The sequence below is a fragment of the Natrialba taiwanensis DSM 12281 genome (genome assembly GCF_000337595.1).
Taxonomy (GTDB): Archaea; Halobacteriota; Halobacteria; order Halobacteriales; family Natrialbaceae; genus Natrialba; species Natrialba taiwanensis.
In genome coordinates this window covers 115,728-136,992 of record NZ_AOIL01000049.1, presented here as the reverse complement: position 1 = coordinate 136,992, position 21,265 = coordinate 115,728, and the positions used below count along the sequence as shown (strand labels likewise).

Annotated in this window: 18 protein-coding genes; 9 read left to right on the top strand and 9 right to left on the bottom strand. The window is 61.7% G+C overall.

Translation table 11 applies throughout. The features are described 5' to 3' along the window. The first annotated feature begins 141 nt into the window (after positions 1 to 141). From C484_RS13615 to C484_RS13595, 5 genes are all read left to right on the top strand, one after another. On the top strand, positions 142 to 936 hold the full coding sequence (locus C484_RS13615; RefSeq protein ID WP_006826489.1) for a ParA family protein: 795 nt from the start codon (positions 142 to 144) through the stop codon (positions 934 to 936). After that, positions 933 to 2,165, top strand: a complete 1,233-nt coding sequence (locus tag C484_RS13610; RefSeq protein ID WP_006826488.1) for a chemotaxis protein CheW — start codon at positions 933 to 935, stop codon at positions 2,163 to 2,165. The genes C484_RS13615 and C484_RS13610 overlap by 4 nt, the downstream gene beginning before the upstream one ends. A gap of 140 nt (positions 2,166 to 2,305) precedes the next feature. Continuing rightward, positions 2,306 to 3,958, top strand: coding sequence for a globin-coupled sensor protein (locus C484_RS13605; protein WP_006826487.1), 1,653 nt, complete (start codon positions 2,306 to 2,308; stop codon positions 3,956 to 3,958). 11 nt (positions 3,959 to 3,969) lie between these two features. Further along, the gene (locus C484_RS13600) at positions 3,970 to 4,443 is read left to right on the top strand and encodes a chemotaxis protein CheW (RefSeq protein WP_006826486.1); all 474 of its coding nucleotides are present in this window, start codon (positions 3,970 to 3,972) and stop codon (positions 4,441 to 4,443) included. Positions 4,444 to 4,567: 124 nt separating this feature from the next. Continuing rightward, entirely contained in the window at positions 4,568 to 6,247 is a 1,680-nt protein-coding gene (locus tag C484_RS13595; RefSeq protein ID WP_006826485.1) for a globin-coupled sensor protein, read from the top strand. 222 nt (positions 6,248 to 6,469) lie between these two features. Here the strand turns inward: C484_RS13595 and C484_RS13590 are convergent, their stop codons facing one another. Beyond that, entirely contained in the window at positions 6,470 to 7,249 is a 780-nt protein-coding gene (locus C484_RS13590; RefSeq protein WP_006826484.1) for a bacteriorhodopsin, read from the bottom strand. Positions 7,250 to 7,258: 9 nt separating this feature from the next. Beyond that, positions 7,259 to 8,905 (bottom strand): methyl-accepting chemotaxis protein, encoded by a 1,647-nt coding sequence (locus C484_RS13585; RefSeq protein WP_006826483.1) that lies wholly within the window; start codon positions 8,903 to 8,905, stop codon positions 7,259 to 7,261. A gap of 351 nt (positions 8,906 to 9,256) precedes the next feature. Between C484_RS13585 and C484_RS13580 the strand changes: the two genes are divergently transcribed. Further along, positions 9,257 to 10,066 carry a CheR family methyltransferase gene (locus C484_RS13580; RefSeq protein ID WP_006826482.1) on the top strand — a complete coding sequence of 270 codons (810 nt, stop codon included), beginning with the start codon at positions 9,257 to 9,259 and terminating at the stop codon, positions 10,064 to 10,066. A gap of 226 nt (positions 10,067 to 10,292) precedes the next feature. On the opposite strand, the gene C484_RS23465 is transcribed toward C484_RS13580, so the two are convergent. Further along, a complete protein-coding gene (locus C484_RS23465; protein ID WP_160164247.1) occupies positions 10,293 to 10,463 on the bottom strand; it encodes a hypothetical protein in 171 nt (56 codons plus the stop codon). Between C484_RS23465 and cheY the strand changes: the two genes are divergently transcribed. Both cheY and C484_RS13570 read left to right on the top strand, forming a co-directional pair. Next, positions 10,462 to 10,818: a chemotaxis protein CheY gene (gene cheY / locus C484_RS13575; protein ID WP_006664765.1), complete on the top strand. Its 357-nt coding sequence runs from the start codon at positions 10,462 to 10,464 to the stop codon at positions 10,816 to 10,818. The genes C484_RS23465 and cheY overlap by 2 nt on opposite strands. Before the next feature lie 6 nt (positions 10,819 to 10,824). Then, positions 10,825 to 12,045 (top strand): chemotaxis protein CheC, encoded by a 1,221-nt coding sequence (locus tag C484_RS13570; RefSeq protein ID WP_006664766.1) that lies wholly within the window; start codon positions 10,825 to 10,827, stop codon positions 12,043 to 12,045. A gap of 51 nt (positions 12,046 to 12,096) precedes the next feature. Here the strand turns inward: C484_RS13570 and C484_RS13565 are convergent, their stop codons facing one another. The 4 genes from C484_RS13565 to C484_RS13550 form a co-directional block, all read right to left on the bottom strand. Next, on the bottom strand, positions 12,097 to 12,981 hold the full coding sequence (locus tag C484_RS13565; protein ID WP_006826481.1) for a CheF family chemotaxis protein: 885 nt from the start codon (positions 12,979 to 12,981) through the stop codon (positions 12,097 to 12,099). Between the two features lie 92 nt (positions 12,982 to 13,073). Next, a complete protein-coding gene (locus C484_RS13560) occupies positions 13,074 to 14,747 on the bottom strand; it encodes a type II/IV secretion system ATPase subunit (protein ID WP_006664768.1) in 1,674 nt (557 codons plus the stop codon). Positions 14,748 to 14,761: 14 nt separating this feature from the next. Next, entirely contained in the window at positions 14,762 to 15,520 is a 759-nt protein-coding gene (locus tag C484_RS13555; RefSeq protein WP_006110327.1) for an ATPase domain-containing protein, read from the bottom strand. 15 nt (positions 15,521 to 15,535) lie between these two features. Next, a complete protein-coding gene (locus tag C484_RS13550; protein WP_006826479.1) occupies positions 15,536 to 17,974 on the bottom strand; it encodes a FlaD/FlaE family flagellar protein in 2,439 nt (812 codons plus the stop codon). A gap of 388 nt (positions 17,975 to 18,362) precedes the next feature. Here C484_RS13550 and C484_RS13545 point away from each other — a divergent pair, with 388 nt between their 5' ends. Next, entirely contained in the window at positions 18,363 to 19,160 is a 798-nt protein-coding gene (locus tag C484_RS13545; protein WP_006826478.1) for a DUF7500 family protein, read from the top strand. Between the two features lie 106 nt (positions 19,161 to 19,266). On the opposite strand, the gene C484_RS24655 is transcribed toward C484_RS13545, so the two are convergent. Then, a complete protein-coding gene (locus C484_RS24655) occupies positions 19,267 to 19,401 on the bottom strand; it encodes a hypothetical protein (RefSeq protein WP_275040126.1) in 135 nt (44 codons plus the stop codon). Positions 19,402 to 19,493: 92 nt separating this feature from the next. After that, the gene (gene flaJ / locus C484_RS13540; RefSeq protein ID WP_006826477.1) at positions 19,494 to 21,221 is read right to left on the bottom strand and encodes an archaellar assembly protein FlaJ; all 1,728 of its coding nucleotides are present in this window, start codon (positions 21,219 to 21,221) and stop codon (positions 19,494 to 19,496) included. Positions 21,222 to 21,265: the final 44 nt, after the last annotated feature.

Genomic DNA, 21,265 nt, shown 5'->3' with positions numbered 1-21,265 from the left:
GTTTGTAATGACCTCCGCATAAAGCGTTCGGCCGCTGTGGTCCGCCGCGAGCGTGACACCGCAGCCGCCGCCACTACTGCTGTCGCCACGACCCCCCTGGCCGTGTGAGTTATGTAGGCAGAGTTGAAACGACTCACTCGAATGGCGGGAGCTGCTCGGCTGTGTGTGACAAATCAGAAAGGAGGCGTCGGAAAGACGACCGTCGCGATCAACCTCGCCGGTGCGTTGAACGAACTCGGACGGGACGTGCTCTTCGTCGATCTCGATCCGCAGGGCAACGCGACCGAGGGGCTCGGACTGCTCGAGGCCTACGACGACGAGCCGCCGTCGCTGCTCGACGGCCTCGTCGATCCGGCCGGCGTTGAACTCGACGCCTTGCGCCGTGAGCACGCGGAGATGGACGTCGTCACGAGTAACGTCGATATGAACGCGGCCGAATCGACGCTCGTCCAGGAACCGGACGGCGAGACGCGGCTGGATACGCTGCTGGACCGGTTCGAGGCCGACGGCGACTACGACGTCACGATCGTGGACTGTTCGCCACACCTCGGGCTGTTGACGGACAACGCGTTGTACGCGACGGAAAACCTCGTGATCCCGGCGCTCGCCGAACCGACGAGCAAGCGCTCGCTCGAGTTGCTGTTCGACTACGTCGGGGCGCTCGAGATGGACCACGACGTGACGATCGAGCCGCGGGCGCTGGTCGCCAACCGGATCGAGAACACGCGGGCGGCGACGGAGATGCTCGAGTGGTTCGACGAGGCGCTGCCGAGCGTGCCGCTGTTTCGGGTCCGAAAGCGAGTCGCTCTCCAGCGGGCGTTCGCTGCCGGCAACTCCGTCTTTGCAGTCGACGAGGAGACGGACATGACCGAGGTGTTCCTCGACATGGCCGAGACGGTCGACAAGCAGTGCAGCCCACAGGAGGTACCGGCATGACCGACGACAGAGCACGACGCATCCGAGAGATGCGCAATCGCGCGACCAGTGGTACCGAAAGCAACGACGCTGAGACGGCGTCCGAATCTGAATCCGAATCCGAGGCTGAAGCTGAGACAGAGACTGAATCGACGGCTCCAACCGAAACCGAACCCACTCCGTCGGGCGCAACGGAGACAGAGCGGGAAACAGCGACCGCTGCCGACGCGGAACCGAACCCGGATCCGGACACAGACACGGACGCAGACGACGCGGTGAACTCGAGTCGGAACACGGACGCGGCCCACGCAGAAAACACGTCGACAACCGAACCAGCACCTCTCGACGAGACACAGGAGGACGAGGTGGCCGTCACTGATGGCGATGGCAACAGTGCCGAAACCGGCACCGGTGGAGCCGCTACCGAAACTGAGAGCGCACCCGCCGACGCTGCCGCCACCACCACCGACACCGACACTGGAACCGATACCGACACCGGCGACGTCACAGTCAACTACGACGAAACCGAGACGACCGCCGACGCGACCGTCACCGCAGACGCGACCGCCACCGCCGACGCCAGTGCCAACGCTAACGCAACCACCACCGAACTCGGCGGCGCAATCGCCGGCCAATCCGCCGTCGCAAACCTCGCAGACGTTGGCTCCGAGCCGACCGTCGACGCCTCGGCCATGATGGAGGATACCGACGGCTACGGCGAGGGCACCGCCGGTCGCAAGAACGAGATGTTCGAGCAGGGCAACACGCTGATCCACTCCGCCCACGACGACGAGTCGACCATCCAGATGCTCGAGTTCTATCTCAACGAGAACCGATATGCCATCGAAATCGATCGAATCAGCGCCATCGTCGAGATGAAAGACATCACGCGCTTCCCGCGCGGACCGGAAGCGATCGACGGCGTGACGGATCTGCGCGGCGAGATCACGGGCGTTCTCGATCCGACGACGATGCTCGACGTCGAGCGCAACGACCTCTCGGACGACCAGTACATCGTGGTGCTCGAACGCGACGACGACAAGCAGAAACTCGGCGTCCGCGTGACCGACGTCTCCCAGGCGGTCACCTATCGCGACTCCCAGATCGACGAGACGGGCAGCGTGATGGACGCCGCGGGCGACCACCAGCACGACTGCGTCCGCGGCATCATCAAGAAACAGGACGGCGACGACCGGACGACGCTCGTTGCCTGGCTCGACATCGACGAACTCATCGAAACAATCGACTAGGTGAGACGCCGTTGTCCGTTGCGACTCGGGTCTCGATCACCGGTCGAGTAGCCACCGTATATGACTGTTATGGCCGGCCAGCGCCCGTCTCACCCGAATCTGCAAAAACACTTATTTAGCTGACTATCACTGTCACGACTATGCCCAGAACGGACGGCGGAGCCTCCCGTCTCGAGACCGCGGCCGACACCGACCGCGCCACCGAGCGCAACGGCCCGGCCTCGAACGCGGACGGAGACGCCATCGCGAACGTCACCGTCGACCCCGCAAGCGTCGACCGTGCAACCGAACTCGTGTCGCTGGACGCCGAGGACGAGGCCCGACTCGACTCGCTATCACACATCTTTGAGAGTGCTCAATCGGATCTCCCCGAAGCCGCCACCGAGGCCGCCTGTCGCCACCCCGCGGTCTCGACCGCCCTCGACCAACAGCCAGACGCGAGCACACGCGACCTCGAAGCCGCACAGTCGGCGCTGCTAGACGGTTTCGAAGGGGACCGAACCGACGCTGCGTTCTTCGACGACCGGCTGTCGAGTTCAGCCATCGCGACCCTCCTCGCGGCCGGCCCAGACGCCTACATCGGCTCGTTCGGTGCCGTCTACGAGACGCTCCTCGCCGAACTCGGTGCCGACGTGAAAGCCGAGTTCGGGAGCGTGGGTGGAGACGGTGTGCCGAGTGGTGATCGTGACGACGACACCGGCTCCATCGATGCTGCCGGCGGTGACGCCGTCGACGACGCCGTCGACGCGGTCGTCGATCGGACGCTCTCGCTGCTGCGCCTGACCCTGGTCGACCAGCAACTCGCGATGCACTCATACGCGAGCGCCCACGAATCGCAGGTCGAGTCGTACGAACGGCAACTCGCGGAAGACAACGCCCGGCTCGCGGAGTACGAGTCCCGACTCGAGGAACAGGCCCGCACTCGCGACGAGCGCGAGAATACCCATGCGCGCATTCAGGACACGCTCAGCGACGCCGCGAACTCGACCACCGCCGTCACCGATCGGACGATCGAGATTTCCGACCTTGCGAGCGAGCAGTCGAACGCGATGAACGAGATCGCAAGCGAGGTTTCGGGGCTCTCGGCGACGGTCGAAGAGATCGCCTCGAACGCCGAGGAGGTCAGTGCGACGAGCGAACGCGCCGAAGAAATCGCGAACGACACCACGGACACTGCCGAGGAGGCCATCGACCAGATGGAAGGTGTCGAGGAAGCCACGGACGAGGTGACGGCGGACGTCGAAGACCTGCGCGAGAGCGTCCAGAAGATCGACGAGATCGTCGACGTGATCAACGACATCGCCGATCAGACGAACCTCCTCGCGCTCAATGCGTCGATCGAGGCGGCGACGGCGGGCGAGGCCGGTGACGGCTTCGCCGTCGTCGCCAACGAGGTCAAATCCCTCGCCGAAGAGTCCCAGGAGGAGGCGAAGAACATCGAGCGGATGATCGGGCAGATCCAGAACGATACCGAGGAAACCGTCGAAAGCCTCGATACGGCGAACGAACGCGTCTCGACCGGTGTCGATCTAGTCGAGGAGACGGTCGACAATCTCGAACGCATCGAAGACTCGGTCCAGGAAGCAAGTACCGGCATCCAGGAGGTCGCGACGGCAACCGACGATCAGGCCGCGAGCACTGAGGAGGTCGCGAGCATGACCGACACCGCGATGGAACAGTCCCAGCAGGTCGTCAACGGTCTCGGAACGATCGACGAGCACGCGACGACGGTCGAGGACCTGCTCGAGGAGATCGAAACCGACGTCCGTCGACTCTCGACGGACGCGAACTGACCACTACCGCCATGAGCACGACGAACACGGACGACGACACGCAACAACCCGACGAGAGCCAGACGAACACGACTGCGAGTGCGAGCGCACACGTCCTCGAGTTCGATCTCGGCGAGAACAGGTACTGCGTCGATATCGGGTACGTCGCTGAGATCGTCAACACCGACGAGTTGACACCGATCCCGAACACGCCGGCCCACGTCGAGGGCGTGATGGATCTGCGCGGCGAGACCACGAAAATCGTGAACTTGCGGACGATTTTCGGCGAGGACGACGCCGATGAACTCGGGAGTCGGATCATCGTCTTCAAGCGAAAGCGCGGGTCGACGGATCGGATCGGGTGGCTCGCGGACGAGGTCCACCAGGTTCGACAGCTAGAGACGGACGCCGTGGATACGTCGGTCGAGGGAGACGGAATTGCGGGGATCGTTCGCCAGGACGACGAGTTCGTCCTCTGGATCGATCCGACGGCGGTTCGGGTGTGAGTTCTCGACGCGTCGATCGGCCCCCGAGAGCGGTGTTCGATTCGAGGGTGCCGACTCTGGCTAGGCGTCACCACTCGGCTGCCTGCCACCAAGTATATGATCGGATCGGCAAAAGAAGAGACTAATGCGTACACAACGCGACGAGCAACGGGATCGGAACCGAAAGTCGGGTCGGAATGCAGATTCGGATTCGAACGGCGGAGCCGAGTTCAAGATCGACGCGACGAACCGGCGGCAGGTCGACGGGGAAGCACTCGCCGACGAGATCGGTCTCGATCGCCGCGAGATCGAGTGGCGAAAGGAGTTCACCGGCTTCGGACCCGAAGACGCCGACCGGCTCGAATCGATGGAACCGCTCTTCGACGACATCGCCGACGAACTCGTCGCGGAGTTTTACGATCACCTGCAGTCGGACGCGGCGGCGACGGCGATCATCGATAGTTCCTCGAAGTCAGTCGAGGCGCTCAAACGAACTCAGGCCGAGTATCTCAGGGATCTCGGCCGCGGCGAGTACGGCAAACAGTACGTCGAGCGCCGGGCCAGGATCGGCAAGATTCACGACATGCTCGATCTGGGACCGAAGTTCTATCTCGGCGGCTATACCATCTACTACGAGGGTATTCTCGATGCGCTCGCCGACGAGGCGAAAGTCGATATGGAAGCGGCGGCTGTCTCCGATGATGCGGCTGGAACTGGCGTTGAAAGCGAAAGTGAGAGTGAGAATGAGACTAGGACCGAGACCACGAGGACCGTCGACGCAAGCGACAGCGACGACCCACTCGTCCCACTCTCGCAAGCCCGTGCGATGGTCGACGAGATGGTCGAGCACTCGCTCTCCGCGCTCAAACTGCTGAACGTCGACCAGCAGATCGCGATGGACACCTACATCACCGCCTACGCGGACGTCGAGGCTGAACTCGAGCACCGAACGCACGTCTCGCAGAACGTCCAGCAGTCCGTCACTGAACTCCGGGAGCGGTCGGCGGAGGTTTCGGATCGCTCCGGTGAGATCAGCGAGTTGGCGGCCAGCCAGTCCGATGCGATGGGTGAGATTTCGAGCGAGGTCGCGGGGCTCTCGGCGACGGTCGAGGAGATCGCCTCGAACGCTGAGGAGGTCAGTGCGACGAGCGAACGCGCCGAAGAAATCGCGAACGACACCACGGACACGGCCGAGGAGGCCATCGACAAGATGGGCGTTGTCGACGAGGCGGCGGACGAGGTGACGGCGGATGTCGAAGACCTGCGCGAGAGCGTCCAGAAAATCGACGAGATCGTCGACGTGATCAACGACATCGCCGATCAGACGAACCTCCTCGCGCTCAATGCGTCAATCGAGGCAGCGACGGCGGGCGAGGCCGGTGACGGCTTCGCCGTCGTCGCCAACGAGGTCAAGTCCCTCGCCGAGGAGTCCCAGGAGGAGGCAAAGAATATCGAGCGGATGATCGACCAGATCCAAGACGATACCGACGAGACCGTCGAGAGTCTCGAAACCGCAAACGACGAAATCGAGAGCGGTGTCGAACTAGTCGAGGAGACGGTCGACAATCTCGAACGCATCGAAGAATCGGTTCAGGAGGCGAGTACCGGCATCCAGGAGGTCGCGACGGCGACCGACGACCAGGCCGCAAGCACCGAGGAGGTCGCGAGCATGACCGATACTGCGATGGACCAATCACACGAAGTCGCCGACGAGATCGAGGCGATCGTCGAGCAAAACGATCAGGTCGACGAGCTGGTCGACGAAATCGAATCGGAAGTCGACCGACTCGCACAGGACGAACTGTCGAGCGATCGTTGCCACTGAAAGGCACTGACAGTCAGTGCACATCTAATCGTACGACGACTGTGTGTGTGTAGTGTGTAAACAGTCGCAGTTGGTACTACAGGGCTTCTCGAGTTCAGTTGAGTTGGTGGCGGGGCTCACGGGTATCGAACGGAGTGGCGCGAAGCGAACGGGCGGAAAGCGTCGAGCGAAGACGGGGAGGACGGGAGCTCGGTGGAGAAACGAGCGGCCGAGCCGCGCGGCTCACTCTGCGGCGTGAACTGTCTCGGGAACGTCGACGTTGGCGTTTCCGTCGCCATCGCTATCCGGCACGATATCGCCCGCAGTCGGCGGCGAGTTCATCCCAGCGGCCGGTGCAGTATCGCTGAGTGCAGCCGTGCTCTCGAGAACCAGGCCGCCGAAGCCTGCGAGCCAGACGATATCGAGGTACGTCGCGAGCGTCTGGCCGACGAACGCGTCGGTAAACGCGAGGTTTTGCTCGGACAGTATCCCCGTCACGAGGAGGCCGACGAACACGAGGACGGTCAGTTTTTTGAGTCGGGTGTACAGCAGCGTTCGTTCACTGCCAGTCCGTTTCTCACCGGGTGCGAGCGGCCCGTACAGCACGCCGGCCAGTGCGATCACGCCGGCCGCGATGACGAGCGAGACGAGCGTTCCGGCGCGCCCACCGAGAATCCAACTCGCCATCGTCGCCCAGAGACTGGTCAGAATCGCGCCGAACGCCGCCAATGTATACCGGCGGTCTGCACCCGAAACGGCACCGAGGATGTAACAAACCGTTCCCCAGGCGATCGAGTACCCCAGAAACCGTGCGATGGACTCCTCGCGACCCGTCGTCGTCACGGTCAGCAGCTCCGCAGCCATGAGCAGATACGCCACGCACATCGCAGCGCACGCACCGACGACCGCGTAGCCGTACCGTCGCGAGTTCACCGCGAGCCGACGCGTCCAGACGAGGAAGCCGACGGTCATCGCCGCGAGGATCGCACTCGTTAGCGTGAAGGTAGTGGTGTGTTCGATCATCGGCACTCGTTAGTCGTCACCCGCGCCGGGGACGCCAGCCGCGGCCGGCGTCGCACCGGTCTGTCTCCCGATCGTGAACGTCGCAAGCAGTTCGTTCAGCCGCTGTGCCTGCTCGTCGAGGTCGACCGCCATCGACGAGACGTTCTCGGTCGTCGCCGTCGTCTCCTCGGCTGCAGCCGCGACCTGTTCGGACTGGCTACTCGTCTCCGCCGAGACGCTGGTCACGTCGTCGACGATCGTCGCGAGTTCCTGGGCTGAACTCGCCTGGTCGTCTGCAGTCTGGGCGATTTCCTGAATGCTCGCGTCCATCTGATCCGCTTCCGTGGTGATCGTTTCGAGCTGGGATTGGAGTTCCTCGACGCGCGTTGCGGTCATCTTGATGTTCGAGTCGACCGTCGTAATCTCGTCTGCAGTCGTCTCGGTTCGGTCGCGGATCGATTCGAGCGTGCCCTCGATTTCGTCGACGGCGTCCATCGTCTCCTCGGCGAGGGCCTTGATCTCGTTGGCGACGACGGCGAAGCCGTTACCGCTCTCGTTCGCGCGGGCCGCTTCGACGTTCGCGTTCAGCGCGAGAAGGTTCGTCTGGTCGGCGATGTCGTCGATGAGCGAGATGACTTCGCCGATCTGATCCGCCTCGCGGTTGAGTTCGTCGACGGTCCCGACGACGCGTTCGGTCGTCGCAACCAGTTCGTCGATGTTGTCCGCCGCGTCGGCGGCAGCGTTTTGGCCGTCATCCGCCAGCGTCGACATCTCCTCGGACTGGGTCGCGATTTCGGAGGTCGTCGCGGCGACTTCTTCGGTGGCCGCGGAAAGGTCGCTGACCTCGCTTGCCGCAACTTCGAGGTCGTCGGTTTGTCCCGTCGCTCCGTCCGCGATCTCCTGGACCGACTCGGCGACTTCCTGGCTGGCTGCGCGGATCTGCTGGCTCGAGCCCTGGAGATCCGCGGACATCTCATCGACCGTCTCGCTCGTCTCCTGAACCTCGATGACGACATCGCCGATCTGGTCGAGCATCCGATTGAACGAGTCGGCGATCGCTTGCATAGCCTCGTCGTCGACCTGCGGATCGAGGCGCTGGCTGAGATCGCCGTCGGCACACTCGTCCATCACGGCCGAAAAGCGCTGTGCCTCCTCGACGAGGAGGTGGTTCTGGCGCTCGGCCTGGTGCTGGAGGTCTTGAATCCGCTCTCGCTCGGCCTCCAACTGTTCGGCCTGCTTCTCGGCCTCTTGCTGGGCCGTTTGCGCCCGCTCTCGTTCGCTTTCCATGTCCTTGAGCGTCGTCTCGAGGGAGTCACGCATCGTCCCAACCGACCCGTATAGGCGGCCGATCTCGTCGACGCGATCGGTTTCTACGTCTACGTCGAACTCGCCGTCACCGATCCGCTCGGCGCTATCACCGAGTTGGCGAAGTGCGAGCGCGACGTTGCCGCCGAGGACGATCCCGACGAGCCCGAGATTGACCGAGAAAACGACCAGTAATCCGGTCAGCGCGGCGATGGCTCGGTCCTGGACTCCGTCCGCCGGCCCGTTGACGATGTGGAGTCCGAACAGCACTCCGAATCCGATCGTCACGGCGGCGACACAGCCCAGCGCGACGGCTATTTTGACACTATACTGGCGTCGAATCGTCGTTGGTATCAGTGAATCGAGTTGCATCCCGTAGTCTCCTCGCAGCGGTGGTATAGGGTCCGTTCAACCGGCTGGCTGAACTGACTCTCGATAGTACCGTATCCCTCACACTCGGCGTACATAACCGTTGTTGCCAGCGACTCGGACGACGAGACACGACACCACAGGCCAGTCACTTCCCACTCGAACTACGGCAGCCTCCACGTTAGTGTCACCATCAGGTCCTCGGTATCTCGGGGCTTGCCGGCGATTTCCGCGTTGAAACTCCACCACATATATTCGAATACACATATACGAAGCAACGATTTAAGACACGTAAGACGGCTACACAGTGCCGGAAGATTATTATTGCACAAAATCTGAGAGTTACGTAGAACCGTGACTGTCGACGACTCGTTCACTGCGCTTCTCGATTATATGGAAACCGAATTGGGATTTTCGACCAGCCACTACAACGATAGCTACCTCGACCGACGAGTCACGGCTCGACTCCGGCGAACGGAGTGTGACGACTACGACGAGTACTTCGAGTACCTCCGGGCGAATGCCGACGAACAGGCGGCGCTGCTCGATTCGATGAGTATCAACGTCACGGGCTTCTTTCGCAATCCTGAGGTCTGGGATGGGCTCCGAGACGTTCTCCGAACGCTTTCGGCGAGCGAACGGCAACTCACCATCTGGAGTGCCGCCTGTGCGGACGGGCGCGAACCCTACTCCCTCTCGATGCTCGTCCACGACGACCCTCAGATCGACGAGACCGCCGTCGAAATCCTGGCGACCGACATCAGCGAGGACGCGCTCGATGTCGCCCGCGAAGGCGTCTACGAGGACTCCCGAACGACCGACCTCGGCGGTGAACTCGGGTTCCTGTCGAACTACGAGCAGTACGTCGACCACGATCCCGACGCCGACACGTATCGCGTCCGCGAGTCGGTCAAACGATCCGTCACCTTCGAACGCCACGACCTCATCAGCGGTGCGTCGAAGTCCGGGTTCAACCTCGTGACCTGCCGGAACCTGTTCATCTACATCGACACCGAGTACAAGCGCTCGATGCTCGAGACGATCGCCCGGTCGCTTCGCCGGGACGGCTATCTCGTCATCGGCAAGAGCGAGACGATTCCACCGGCCCTCAAGTCCACGTTCGAGGCCACTGACAACCGCCATCGGATCTACCGCCGAACGTAGGACCGAGTAACGCGTTTGTTTTTCCCGCCGCCCGGATGTACTAACCCGTATTCTCGCTTCTATTATCAGATATAGAACCGGTTTATGCCCATACGGTTGTAAAGCTTATGGCCGTTCGGCAGTGCAGTCGACCGAAACCGTCCTCACTCGGGCGGCACACAGGCAGTATCAGAGCCGCTACCCCCGATCATCGCGAACGCCGATCTTTCGGACTCCCCGATTCCCGTCACACGCTCGGTTTACACGCACCACCATCAACTATCACCCTCGCCCTCACCACCACTATTGCCATCACCACGGCTCTCACCGGCGCTCTCACAGCCGTGTTTATCACAGCACCCAGTGTCATTATCTTGGTCAATATCATTAAGTAATCTGAGTGTATTGACTCGTCCATGGATGTGCTGATCACGGACGATTCCGGCTTCATGCGGGATCTCCTCCGTGAAATTTTGGAGGAGGACCACACCATCGTCGGCGAGGCCGAAAACGGGGTCGAAGCCGTCGAGCTCTATCAGGAAGAACAGCCGGACATCGTCTTTATGGACATCGTGATGCCGATCAAAGACGGGATCGAGGCGACCGACGAGATCACCGATATGGACTCCACCGCGAAGGTCGTCATGTGCACCAGCGTCGAGCAGGCCGAGCAGATGAAAGACTCGATCAAAGCCGGTGCCGAAGGGTACATCACGAAACCGTTCCAGAAGGAGAGCGTCCTGGAAGAACTCAACAGCATCGCCGCCGAGTAATTCTCCATGCAAATCGACATCCGCGAGCTCGAGACCTACCAAGAGCTCGCTCACGACGGTGCCCGATCGGCCGCCGAGTCGCTCTCCCAGCTCACCGGCATCAGTACGACCGTTCAGGTGACGAACGTCTCCCTGATGGCCTCGTCGGATCTCCAGTACGAGTTTATCGGCAACGAGTACGCCGGCGTCAACATCGACCTCTCCGGCGAAATCGCGGGCGAGGTCGTCCTGGCGTTCGACGAGCAGGGACGCAAGGCCATCACGGACGAACTCGTGCCGGCCGACGATCCGGCGAAGAAAAAGAGCAGCATCAAGGAAGTGGGCAATATCATGTCCAGCGGCTTCGTCGACGGCTGGGCGAACTACCTGAACGCGAAGATCAAGAGTTCGCCGCCGGCATACATCGAGGGGACGGGTACGGACGTGCTCCCGAAGTCCGCGACGAACGAGGAGAATTACCTGTTCGTCTTCCGAAGTCGCGTCGAGGCGTCCCACGACGGCGTTAACGAGCCGATCGACTTTCGAATCCTCCTCGTTCCCGACTCGAGTTCGCTCGAGCGGGCGTTCGAGCCGAAGACCGACGACATCGTCTCGGTGGAGAAGCTCAAGGTTTTCAACGACATGACCAAGGAGGGGGCGGAGAAAGCCGCGACGAACATCACGTCGATGACCGGCATCGATACGACCGTCGAGATCAGCCGGCTGACGCTGGTGCCGATCGAGGACATTCCGATGGAGGTCGGCAACAAGCGCTACGTCGGCACGGTTATGCCGTTCGACGGGAAATTCAGCGGGAATCTCGTGATTCTCTTCGACCAGCCCTCCGGCCGGGCCGTCGTCGATTCGCTCGTGCCGATGGAGACCGACGAGCAGTGGGGGTCCGTCGAACAGGGAGCGTTGAAAGAACTCGGCAACATCATGACCAGCGGGTTCGTCGACGGCTGGGCGAACGTGTTGAACGCCGAGATCAAGCACGAACCGCCCCAGTTCGTCGCCGACACCGGCTCCTCGATCATGACGCCGATCACGGCCCAGATGGCCGAAACCGACGACCACGCGTTCATGCTCGATTCGAACATCCAGACCAACAGCGACCAGGTGTTTACCTGTCAGATGCTCGCGCTTCCGCGCCGCGCCGAACTCAAGCAGGCGCTCGACGACCTGCTGATCGAGAACTCGGAGAATACGCGCGTGGATCCGGACGAACTCTTCGACCGCCAACGATAGCGCGTCGTTCGTCGTTTCTTCCTCTATCTTTCTCCCGGTTCGACCCGAACCTCAGGCGTTGACGTCTTCGATCCGTTCGCTCACGATAATCCGTCCCTTCGCCGTCAGCGACAGCCCGTTACCGTTCTCGAGCACGAGGTCTTTGTTCTGGACCGAGTTCAACACGTTCGTCACGTAGGCCGGGTCGCCGTCGAGCATGTTCGTAAAGTCGATATCGCCGCCCGTCGCGTGAATGCCGACCAGCACGCGCTTTTCGGGGTTCGTCAGATCGATATCCGCCACCTCCTCGCGCAGGTCGTCGAACTCGAGGCGGAGGAATCGGCCGAGCAGGTTGACGTACTGGCTCTTTGCCGGCGAGATCAGCGAGGTTTTGGTCAGTCCGGCGTCGGTGTCGGTGTCGATGTACTTGACGACCAGCGTGACGCGGTCGTCGCGGTCGCCGAGCTTGTTCGAGCGCTCGATTCGCATGACGGTTTCGACGTCGAAGCTGAACGTGTCGCGGTTGGTCGTGACCTCGATTTGTCGGTTCTTGATGCGGATCTTTCCTGGGACGACGGGCGTGTCTTTCACGCGACCGCCGACGCGTGAGGGGTGTTTGACCGCCGCCTTTCGGCCGTTGAGCAGACAGCGAAAGAGAATCGCAACGAAGGTGTCGACGGTTTCGCCCGTGCTTTCGATGACCGCGCTTCGCGTCCGCCCGTCCACGTCGTACCCGATCGTGACCGTGTCGTCGAAGAACTGTTTGACGTGGCTCGGAACGTTGCCGACGTTAATATCGATCACCGTCGAGAGCGGAATCGTCGTCTTGTCGTCGTTCGTCGCGAGGACGAGCCGCCGTCTGGTCATGATGATCCGTCCCGACGTTGGCGTGGCCGTCGACTCACCGTGGTTACGGAAAAACCGGCCAGTAAAGTCGGCGACGACGTCTTCAGTCATACACCGTTCTTCTTGGCGAAATCTCTTAGCTCTTTACACGACGGCCGCTGACGAACTCGTCGCCACCGTTACAGTCGACGGTCGGCGGCTCGTCAGTCCGGCCGCGTCACGTGGAACGGCAGCCCCTCGACGCCGTCGCGCTGGAAGGAGTCGATCGCCGAGTTCACCTCGTGGTACTCCAGGATATTCTCCTGGATCATCCGTTCGATGATGTCGGCGCGGAACTGGAGGTCGTCGTAGATGTCGCGGGTGTCGGCGTAGCCGAGCAGGGTTGCGATCTGTTCCTCCAGGACGTAGGAGTTGTTCATCCCCTGGAAGACGATTTCGTCCTCGACGGGGTCCCAGTAGAACACCTGTCGGGTGACGACCCCGTCCATCTCCTCGGAGTAGCCTTCGATCTCCTGCACGCTCGTGACGCGACGGAGCACGTCGTCACCCTGTTTCACGCGGTTCTGGAACAGCGCAACGTCGGCGTTGTCCATGAACGTCTCGGGAACGTTGATCGGATCCCCGGTAAAGCGCTGGATCATCGAGACGATGTCGCTCGCGTGGAAGGTCAGCATGACCGGGTGGCCGGTCTGGGCCGCCTGGAACGCCATGCGACCCTCTTCACCACGAACCTCGCCCACGACGATGTACTCTGGGCGAGACCGCAGTGCAGCCTCGACCAGATTGAACATGTCGACGTCCGCGCTGTCCTCGCTGCGACTTTCCCGCGTCAGGAGCTGCTGCCAGGTGTCGTGAGGCGGCAGCACCTCGGCGGTGTCCTCCGCGGTGTAGATCTTCGAGTCGCGGGGAATGAACGTCATGATGGAGTTCAGCGTCGTCGTCTTCCCCGATGCCGTCTCGCCGACGACGAAGACGGTGCGCTCGTTCTCGAGACACAGCCAGAGGTACGCGGCTAACTCGGGCGAGAGCGTCCCCCAGTTCGTAATCTGGGTGACCGAGAGCGGGACCTCGTCACCCTGACGGATCGTGAGACTCGGCCCCTTCACGCTCACGTCGTCGCTGTAGATCACGTTCAGACGCGAGCCGTCGGGCAGCGTGGAGTCGACGATCGGCTCGGCGTCGGTCATCGGGTTCCCGATCCGTTCGCCCATGTTGCTGAGCCAGCGGTCGAACTCGTCCTGGCTGCCGAAGTCGACCGTCGTCTCGACCATGCCGTAGACGCCGTGGTCGACGTAACACTCGTTGGGGCCGATCACGTGAATGTCCTCGTTGGCCGGGTCGCGCATGACGGGTTCAAGCGGTCCCAGACCGACGATGTCCCGATTCAGTCGGTAGCGGATGTTCTCGTAGGTTTCCTGGGGGACCTCCTGAATCCCGGGGTGGAAGCGAACCTTGAGCCGCTCGACGATGTTCTCGACCGCCTCGCCCTTGATGTGGGTCGACTCGGTCAGGAGTTCCTCGATCCGGTCGCTGTACTCGGCGTCCTTCTCGGGAGCCGTCTTGCTCGCGCTTCGGCGAAGCAGTGAGTCTTTGACCGTCGAAAAGACCGATTGCTCTTCCTCCGAAAGGGTTGGCTCGACGGCGAAGTACTGCATCTTCGTCCCGACATCACCGTAGATATGGCTGTAGATCGGTCCGCCGACCGGGTACAGCACGTTCGGATGTGACGTCTCGTACTCGGCGGAGGGCTCGTCGATCAACAGCGGGAACTCGCCAGTGATCTGTCTGAACTTCTTTAGGTGCTCGCGGAGGTGCGGGCGACGCGCGGCCAACTCCTGAAGTTCGTCCGACGGCTTCGGCGTTCCCATTTCGGTCATGCGGCCGTCACCCTCTAGGCAACACTCCGGTTCTCGATCACGATCCCTGTCCCCGACCGAACCGAGTACCCGATCCGGTCGCCGACCTGTTCGCCCATGCCCGCAAAGCGCTTGATGAACAGTTGCCGGCGGATGTCGTTGCCGACCTCGATCATCTCGAGTTCGATGAAGACGTCGGCGATGGATCGGAACGGACCGATCGCTTCCTCACCGACGGTCGAGGGGTCGACGGTCAGCACGACGATCTTGCCCTGGGAGATCACGTCTCGCAGGAACGAGATGATCTCGAGAGCAGCCTGTCGCTCCTCGTTCTGTCTGACCAGCGCTTCGAACTTCGGATCGTTGCGCAGGATGGCGTCGAAGGTGTCGATGATGATGACGTCCGCGGACCAGAGGGTGTCCTCGTCCATCAGATCGGTCAATAGATCCTGGCGCGTCTGTTCCTCCTCCGTCGAGGAGAGGACACCGCCGCTGTCTAAGTCACCGTGGAGGAACAGCAAGTTCTCGAAGAGGAGATGTTCCTCCACGTTGTAGTTCAGCGAGTCCATCTGCTCGACGAAGCCTTTGACCTCGAGTTCGGTCGAGAGAAAGGTGACCGACTTGCCGGTCTCGCAGAGCCCGTAGGTGAACCGCTGTGAGATGGCGCTCTTGCCGGCACCGTAGTCGCCTTCCATCAGTACGATACTCCCGGTCGGGATGCCGCCACCGAGTTCCTTGTTCAGTCGGTCGCGGTCATCTAAGCCGAGTGAGAAGATATTTTTGAACTGACTCATCGTCGTCACGTCTCCTTACTGCTGGGTGTGGTCGTCGGTGGTGCGTTCGGTGTCGGACACGCGGTCGTCACGGGTGCGGCTGTGCGTACGGTCGCGATCACGATCGTGAGGCCGGTCGTGCTCGAGTTCTTCCGGCGCAAGCAGGAGTTTGATGCGCTCTACCTGCCAGCCATCGAGATCTGCCGGCTCGTCGGAGACGAGGGGCTTTGCGGGTTGGGCCCGCTCGGATCGACCGCCAGTGTCAGTGACCCGTCCGGCGTTTCCGCGGGTGTCACACAGTCGCGCACCGGACGCCGACAGCACGACGTCGGAATCGACCCAGATCATCTGCCCGCCGTCGGTCACCTCGGGTTCGGCGAGTTCCGTTCGCTGCCCGTCCGACGGTGAGTGGGTCATCGACTCGGTGCCGACGGACGGCTCGGCCCCGCCGGTCTCTACGGACTCCGTGGAATCCGCGGAGTCCTCGGCCTCTTCGATGAAGATCTTCTGTGCATCGTTGGTTTCGAGATCGGCCGCGTCCGCGCGTTCACCCTGCTCGGGCTCGTCCGACCGCTCGCGGGCGCGGGACGGTTCGTCAGTCAGTGGCCCCGTCGCCTCATCGGCGACGTCGTCTCCGCCCTCACCGAACGGATCGGTGCCCGCGCCCGGATCGAGCGGTTCGTCCGTGGTGAACTCGAGTTCGAGATCGTCGCTCTCGTCGGCAGTGGCGTCGTCGGTTGCTTCGGTGGCAGTGTCGCCATCGCTATCGACATTGGCGTCGAGTTCGACTTCGGCCACCTCGCTCTCGTCGGAAGCCGCGTCGGGCTCCTCGTCGAATGACAGTTCTTCGCCTGCGGACGCAGCTGCTGTGTCCCCTTCTGTGTCCGCTGGTGGAACGTCGGTTGGTGCTTCTTCGACTGCGACAGGTTCGTCCACTGGCTCTTCGTCCGTCCCCGTCGCTTCGGGCTGGTGCTGTTCGGCGGCGGCCATCGCCTGTTGGACCGCAATTCCCTCCGCATCGACCCATTCGTCGAACGGCCGCCGTTTCTTTTCCGGTGTCGCGATCTGGCTGATCCACCACAGGCTGCGCTTGTGATCGACGCCGAGCGAGGAGTGGGGGTCCGGATCGCCGATATCCGGCCCGCCGCCGAACCCGTTCAACACCGTCTGGAGGTGCGATTCGATCGACCCGCTCACCCAGTGAATCGAGCTGTAAAACCGGAGCGTCCGGGCCGCGCCGTTGAGGCCGAGTTCGTCGACGAGATACTCGAGCCAGTCCATCACGACGAACTCGGTGTCGTACTCGGAGGGGATCGTCTCCAGATACGGCCGGCCGCCGTCGTCCCACGGAGCGACGGTGTCGGCCGCCGCGTTTTGAGACGGGCCATCCGCCTCGTCGATCGGACCGTCCGCAGTCTTGATCGCTGAGTCATCCTCAGACTCCGTCGTTTCCGCGTCCGCCGCTTCCCCCTCGTCGAATCCGAGGTCGTCGGCATCGGTCTCGAGATCAGATTCAGGTTCGAGCGGGGGCTCGGTCTCGTCCATTTCAAGCGCCGGGGACCCATTATCTTCATCAGCCGTCTCCTCACCGGCCCCAGCCTCCTCATCCCAGTTTGCGTCGCCCGACTCGTACTCGGATTTCAACTCGTCGAACGAGAGATCCCCGTCACCGCCCGTCTCACCGTCCAAATCCGAATCGTCGTCTTCTTCTGAATCCATACTCAGATCGTCCTCCAGATCACCGTCGTCCTCGAAGTCGGCCCCGTCCTCGTCGTCGATGATGCTCTCGTCGAGGAACTCGTCGGCTTCGGCACTCGCGATGTCGTCATCGATCGCCTCGTCTTCTACCTCGTCGCCGGAACTGTCGAAAAGGCTCTCGCCGCCGAAGTCGCCGCTTCCGGGGGCACCGCCACCGGGACCGGCGGTCATCGAATCCGTCAGCGAATCGCCCTCGACGAAGGGGTTTACCCCCTGGGTGACCATCTCGTACACCTCGAGCAACTTGCGGATGTTCTCCTCGATATCGTCGAGTGACTCGCTGATTTTCTCGTTCTCGCTTTGAACCGTATTCACCGTCGACGACAGCGACCCAACGTTGTTTTCCATCTCCTCGACACGGGATTCGATCTCGCTCGAGACACCATCGCCACCACCGTCCATGGCGTCCATCTCGCCCATATCTCCCATCTCGTCCATGTCGCCCATCTCGCCCATCCCGTCGAGCGACATCGACTCGTCGTCGAGGAACTCGTCTCCACCGTCACCGAGATCGCCGTCGTCAAAGAGATCACCGTCGCCACTTCCCTCACCACCGCCGCTCCCGCCAACGCTCTCGTCCGTTCGCGTCCCGGGCATCAACTCGTCGTCACTCATACTACCGGCGAGGTCACCACCGACAAGGTCATCACTGCCGTTCCCGGAGCCCGAGCGATCGTCGCCGTCTCCGAGTATATTTCCGATTATCGAGAGTACCATGGTGAACCCGTTCCGCTAGCGTCGTTCGTCCGCGCTCTCATCGCCACCTGCTGCCGGCCGCCGAGCTGCACTCGGCGATCAGCTCGCCGCTCACGGTGGCACCAAGTCGTCATTCAAGGAAACTATAACAACCTACGTATTAAGTAATTGTGGCCGATCCGACAGCCGAGACGACGCAGCACTCCCTGGACAGGCGCTGTCCCTGCTCCTGTACTCGCTTACCGTTCTCATGTGGTCACACCACACTCACGCAACCCCACCACACTCACACGGCCACACCACCACATCACACTGCTGAACTCGTCTCGCCAAACTCCGTTCTCACACGTTTCAACCCGAACAAAGGTTTCTTTTTCGTTGACGTGGTACACCCAGTATCGATCGTTCCATGACAGATAGTAACGAGGGTGACACACCGGACCCGAAGGAAAACGCGGACGTTCCGCCCGTCCTCCCCGGCGAACAACCATCGGGAACCAAAGGCGGCGGCGCGCTTTCCCCCGAAGACCTCGACTTTACCGACAGCCCCTACGTCGCCGAAGTCTCCGACAGTCGCTACGTCGTCTCCGCCGACCACTCCCCACCCGATGTCACAGAACACTCGTCTCGACCAACGTCCAACCAAGACAGCCCGCAGCCCCAAACGCACTCACAGTCCCACAAACAGGGACAACCGCAAAACCACCCATCACAGCCCGCCCGAGAGCAACAACAGCAAAACCAAACCCAAGAACCAGGCCAGCAACCCCCCGACACACAGCCACAACCACAACGTCAACCGCAGTCACAGCCACAGTCACAATCGCAACCACAACAACCCCCATCACAGCCACAGCAACACCACCCCCAACACCCACCCAGCCCCGAACACGCCCGCTCAATCCTCGCCGCTGAACTCGACCGAAGCGACGCTCGGCTCGCAGTCGACATCGTTTCACAGTTCGGCGCCGATACAGTTCGCCACCGAACGGCGTCGGACGACGTCGTCGGAACCTTCGACAACCTCGTGCTCTGGTATGCACAGCACGTCGCGCGCAAAACACCCACGATGCAAACAGCATCGTTACTGCTCTCAAAATCCGAGTTCTCACCCGCAATCACGCCCTCGCAGGTTCGAGAGGCCGCCATAAACAACGGGCTAGACGAGTCAGCGACGATCGGCGAGTTCATCGCTGAACTCGAGTAACGACGGATCGAGACGCCGTTGCGTAGAGCCGTCGTCTCCGGGACCGATCTCGACAGTTCGTCTCACCGGTCCGGGCGTCTCCATCCTCGAAGCTCCCTCTTTCGTTCTAGCCACCGTTCAGAAAGATAACTGCACCCATAAACAGGGACAACAGAATCGAGAATCCAAAGAGCAACAGTCCGCTCTGTATTGATTCGATACCGCGATCGGCCGTCGAAAATCGAAGGTGGTCGTCCGTCATCTTCCCGTCTCGGTCGTCGTTTCGGCGGAACCATGAATTGTCTTTCGGCCGGCAGCGGCGGCCCGAGACCGACGGGGAGGCGACGGTTTCGATCAGAGATCGACGGAAATCAGCACGTCGACCAGTCGTTCCGTAAGCGTCCCCGTGATCGAACCGATCCAGAGCAGTACCGCGAAGTGAATGTAGGAGTTCCCGAAGTGGCCGCCGTCGGCGACGCGAAGGACGAGCGACGAAATGAACGCGTTGAAGATCAGGACGAGGACGATCAGATACCGGAGAATAGGCACGTTATACTGGTCGGTGTGGACGAGCGAGCCGCCTGCAACCTGTCCCTCCAGGTCAATGTTGAAACTCGACAACATGAGCGCCAATTCGAGACCCATGAAGAACGCGAACGCCGAGGCGGCCGTGATCCCGTAGATGACGCCGACCAACGTCGTCGTCTGTTGCTTTCGCTCCTCGCGCAGGTTGATGATCGCGCTCATATTCGAGCTGATGAGTTCGCCGAGTCGCTTCGGTCCGCCGCCCATCTCCCGGCCGATCAGGTACATCTCGCTGAACTTCTGGATCAAGAACGTATTCGCGTCGCCGGTAAAGTACCGCCAGGATTTCTCGGTGCTCAGGCGCATGTTCAATCGGCGATAGAGGTCGTCGATGTTCTCGGTAAGCGGCCCGAAGTCCTGCGTCCGGAGCGTCGCGAGCACCTCGGTGGTCGTGCTCTGTTTTGCACTCTCGCTCGTCCCCAGCGCCCGGATAAAGTTCGGAAACGCCCGATCCCGATCGAAAACCTGCCGCTCCTCGTACCAGAAGACTGCGCCGGGAATCAAGAGCGGAAGCGTCGCGATCGGCATGTAAAGCAGCGACGGGAGCGCGTGGATCGGAACCGCGCTCGCGCCCGGGACGAGATCGAAAAGCAGCGCGACCATACCGACGATGAGGAGACCGCTCAGACCGAGTCCGACCACAGTCGATCCGAGGATCCGTTTCTTCGTCGCAGTTCGATACCCGTCCTCGAGGTACCAGATCGGGTCGTCGGGCACGACGGCACGGATCACGAAGAAGAACCCGACCTGGATGAACACGAACAGGACGATCACGATGCTCGTCGTCAGCGTCGGATCGTTTCCGGTCAACAGCGGCAGAACGATCGCAAACACGAGTGCGAACGTCATCGAGATGATCAGCGAGAGATAGAGATCCTTCAACACGTCCAGGTTCCCGAGCGATTGCTGGTAGACCGTCGAGTACTTCTCGACGAGAACGTCCTGTTCCTGGTGGAGGAACTCGCCGAGTTCCTGGCCGGCACCGAGTGTGTAGGCCATCCGTTCGAGCAGATCGGCGACGGATTCGCTCGGCACGGCTTTCGCCCGACGGCGACACGCATCGCCGAGACTCAGATGCCAGACATCGACGAGGTCGACGATGCGCTGAATCTCGTCTGCGAGTTCACCGTACTCCTCTTCGCGTGCGAGTTGGCGCAGGACCTCCATCCGGTCGATGTTCGTCGTCGACAGGATGGTCATGTGGATGACGAACAGGTGAAACCGGTTTTCCATCTCGATACGGCGCTGGTCGACGGCCAGTCTGGGATAGCCGATCGCAGCGAAGAAGATGAGCAGGCCGAGGACCGGAATCAGGAGTTTGACGAGGAGAAAGGCGTCGAGAACGACGGCGATACCGATCGTCGCGAGAAAGAACAAAAATGCCGGCAGCAAGACGCCGGGCACGTACAGCCGTGCCGGAAGATCCATCTCGTCGTACGCCTGAATGATGGACTTGCTGAGGTCGTTTATCGCCGCTGTGTTGTCCGCAATACCCATGTGCGTGATTCCGATTTCCGCTCTATCGAGTGGCCGTCCGGCAC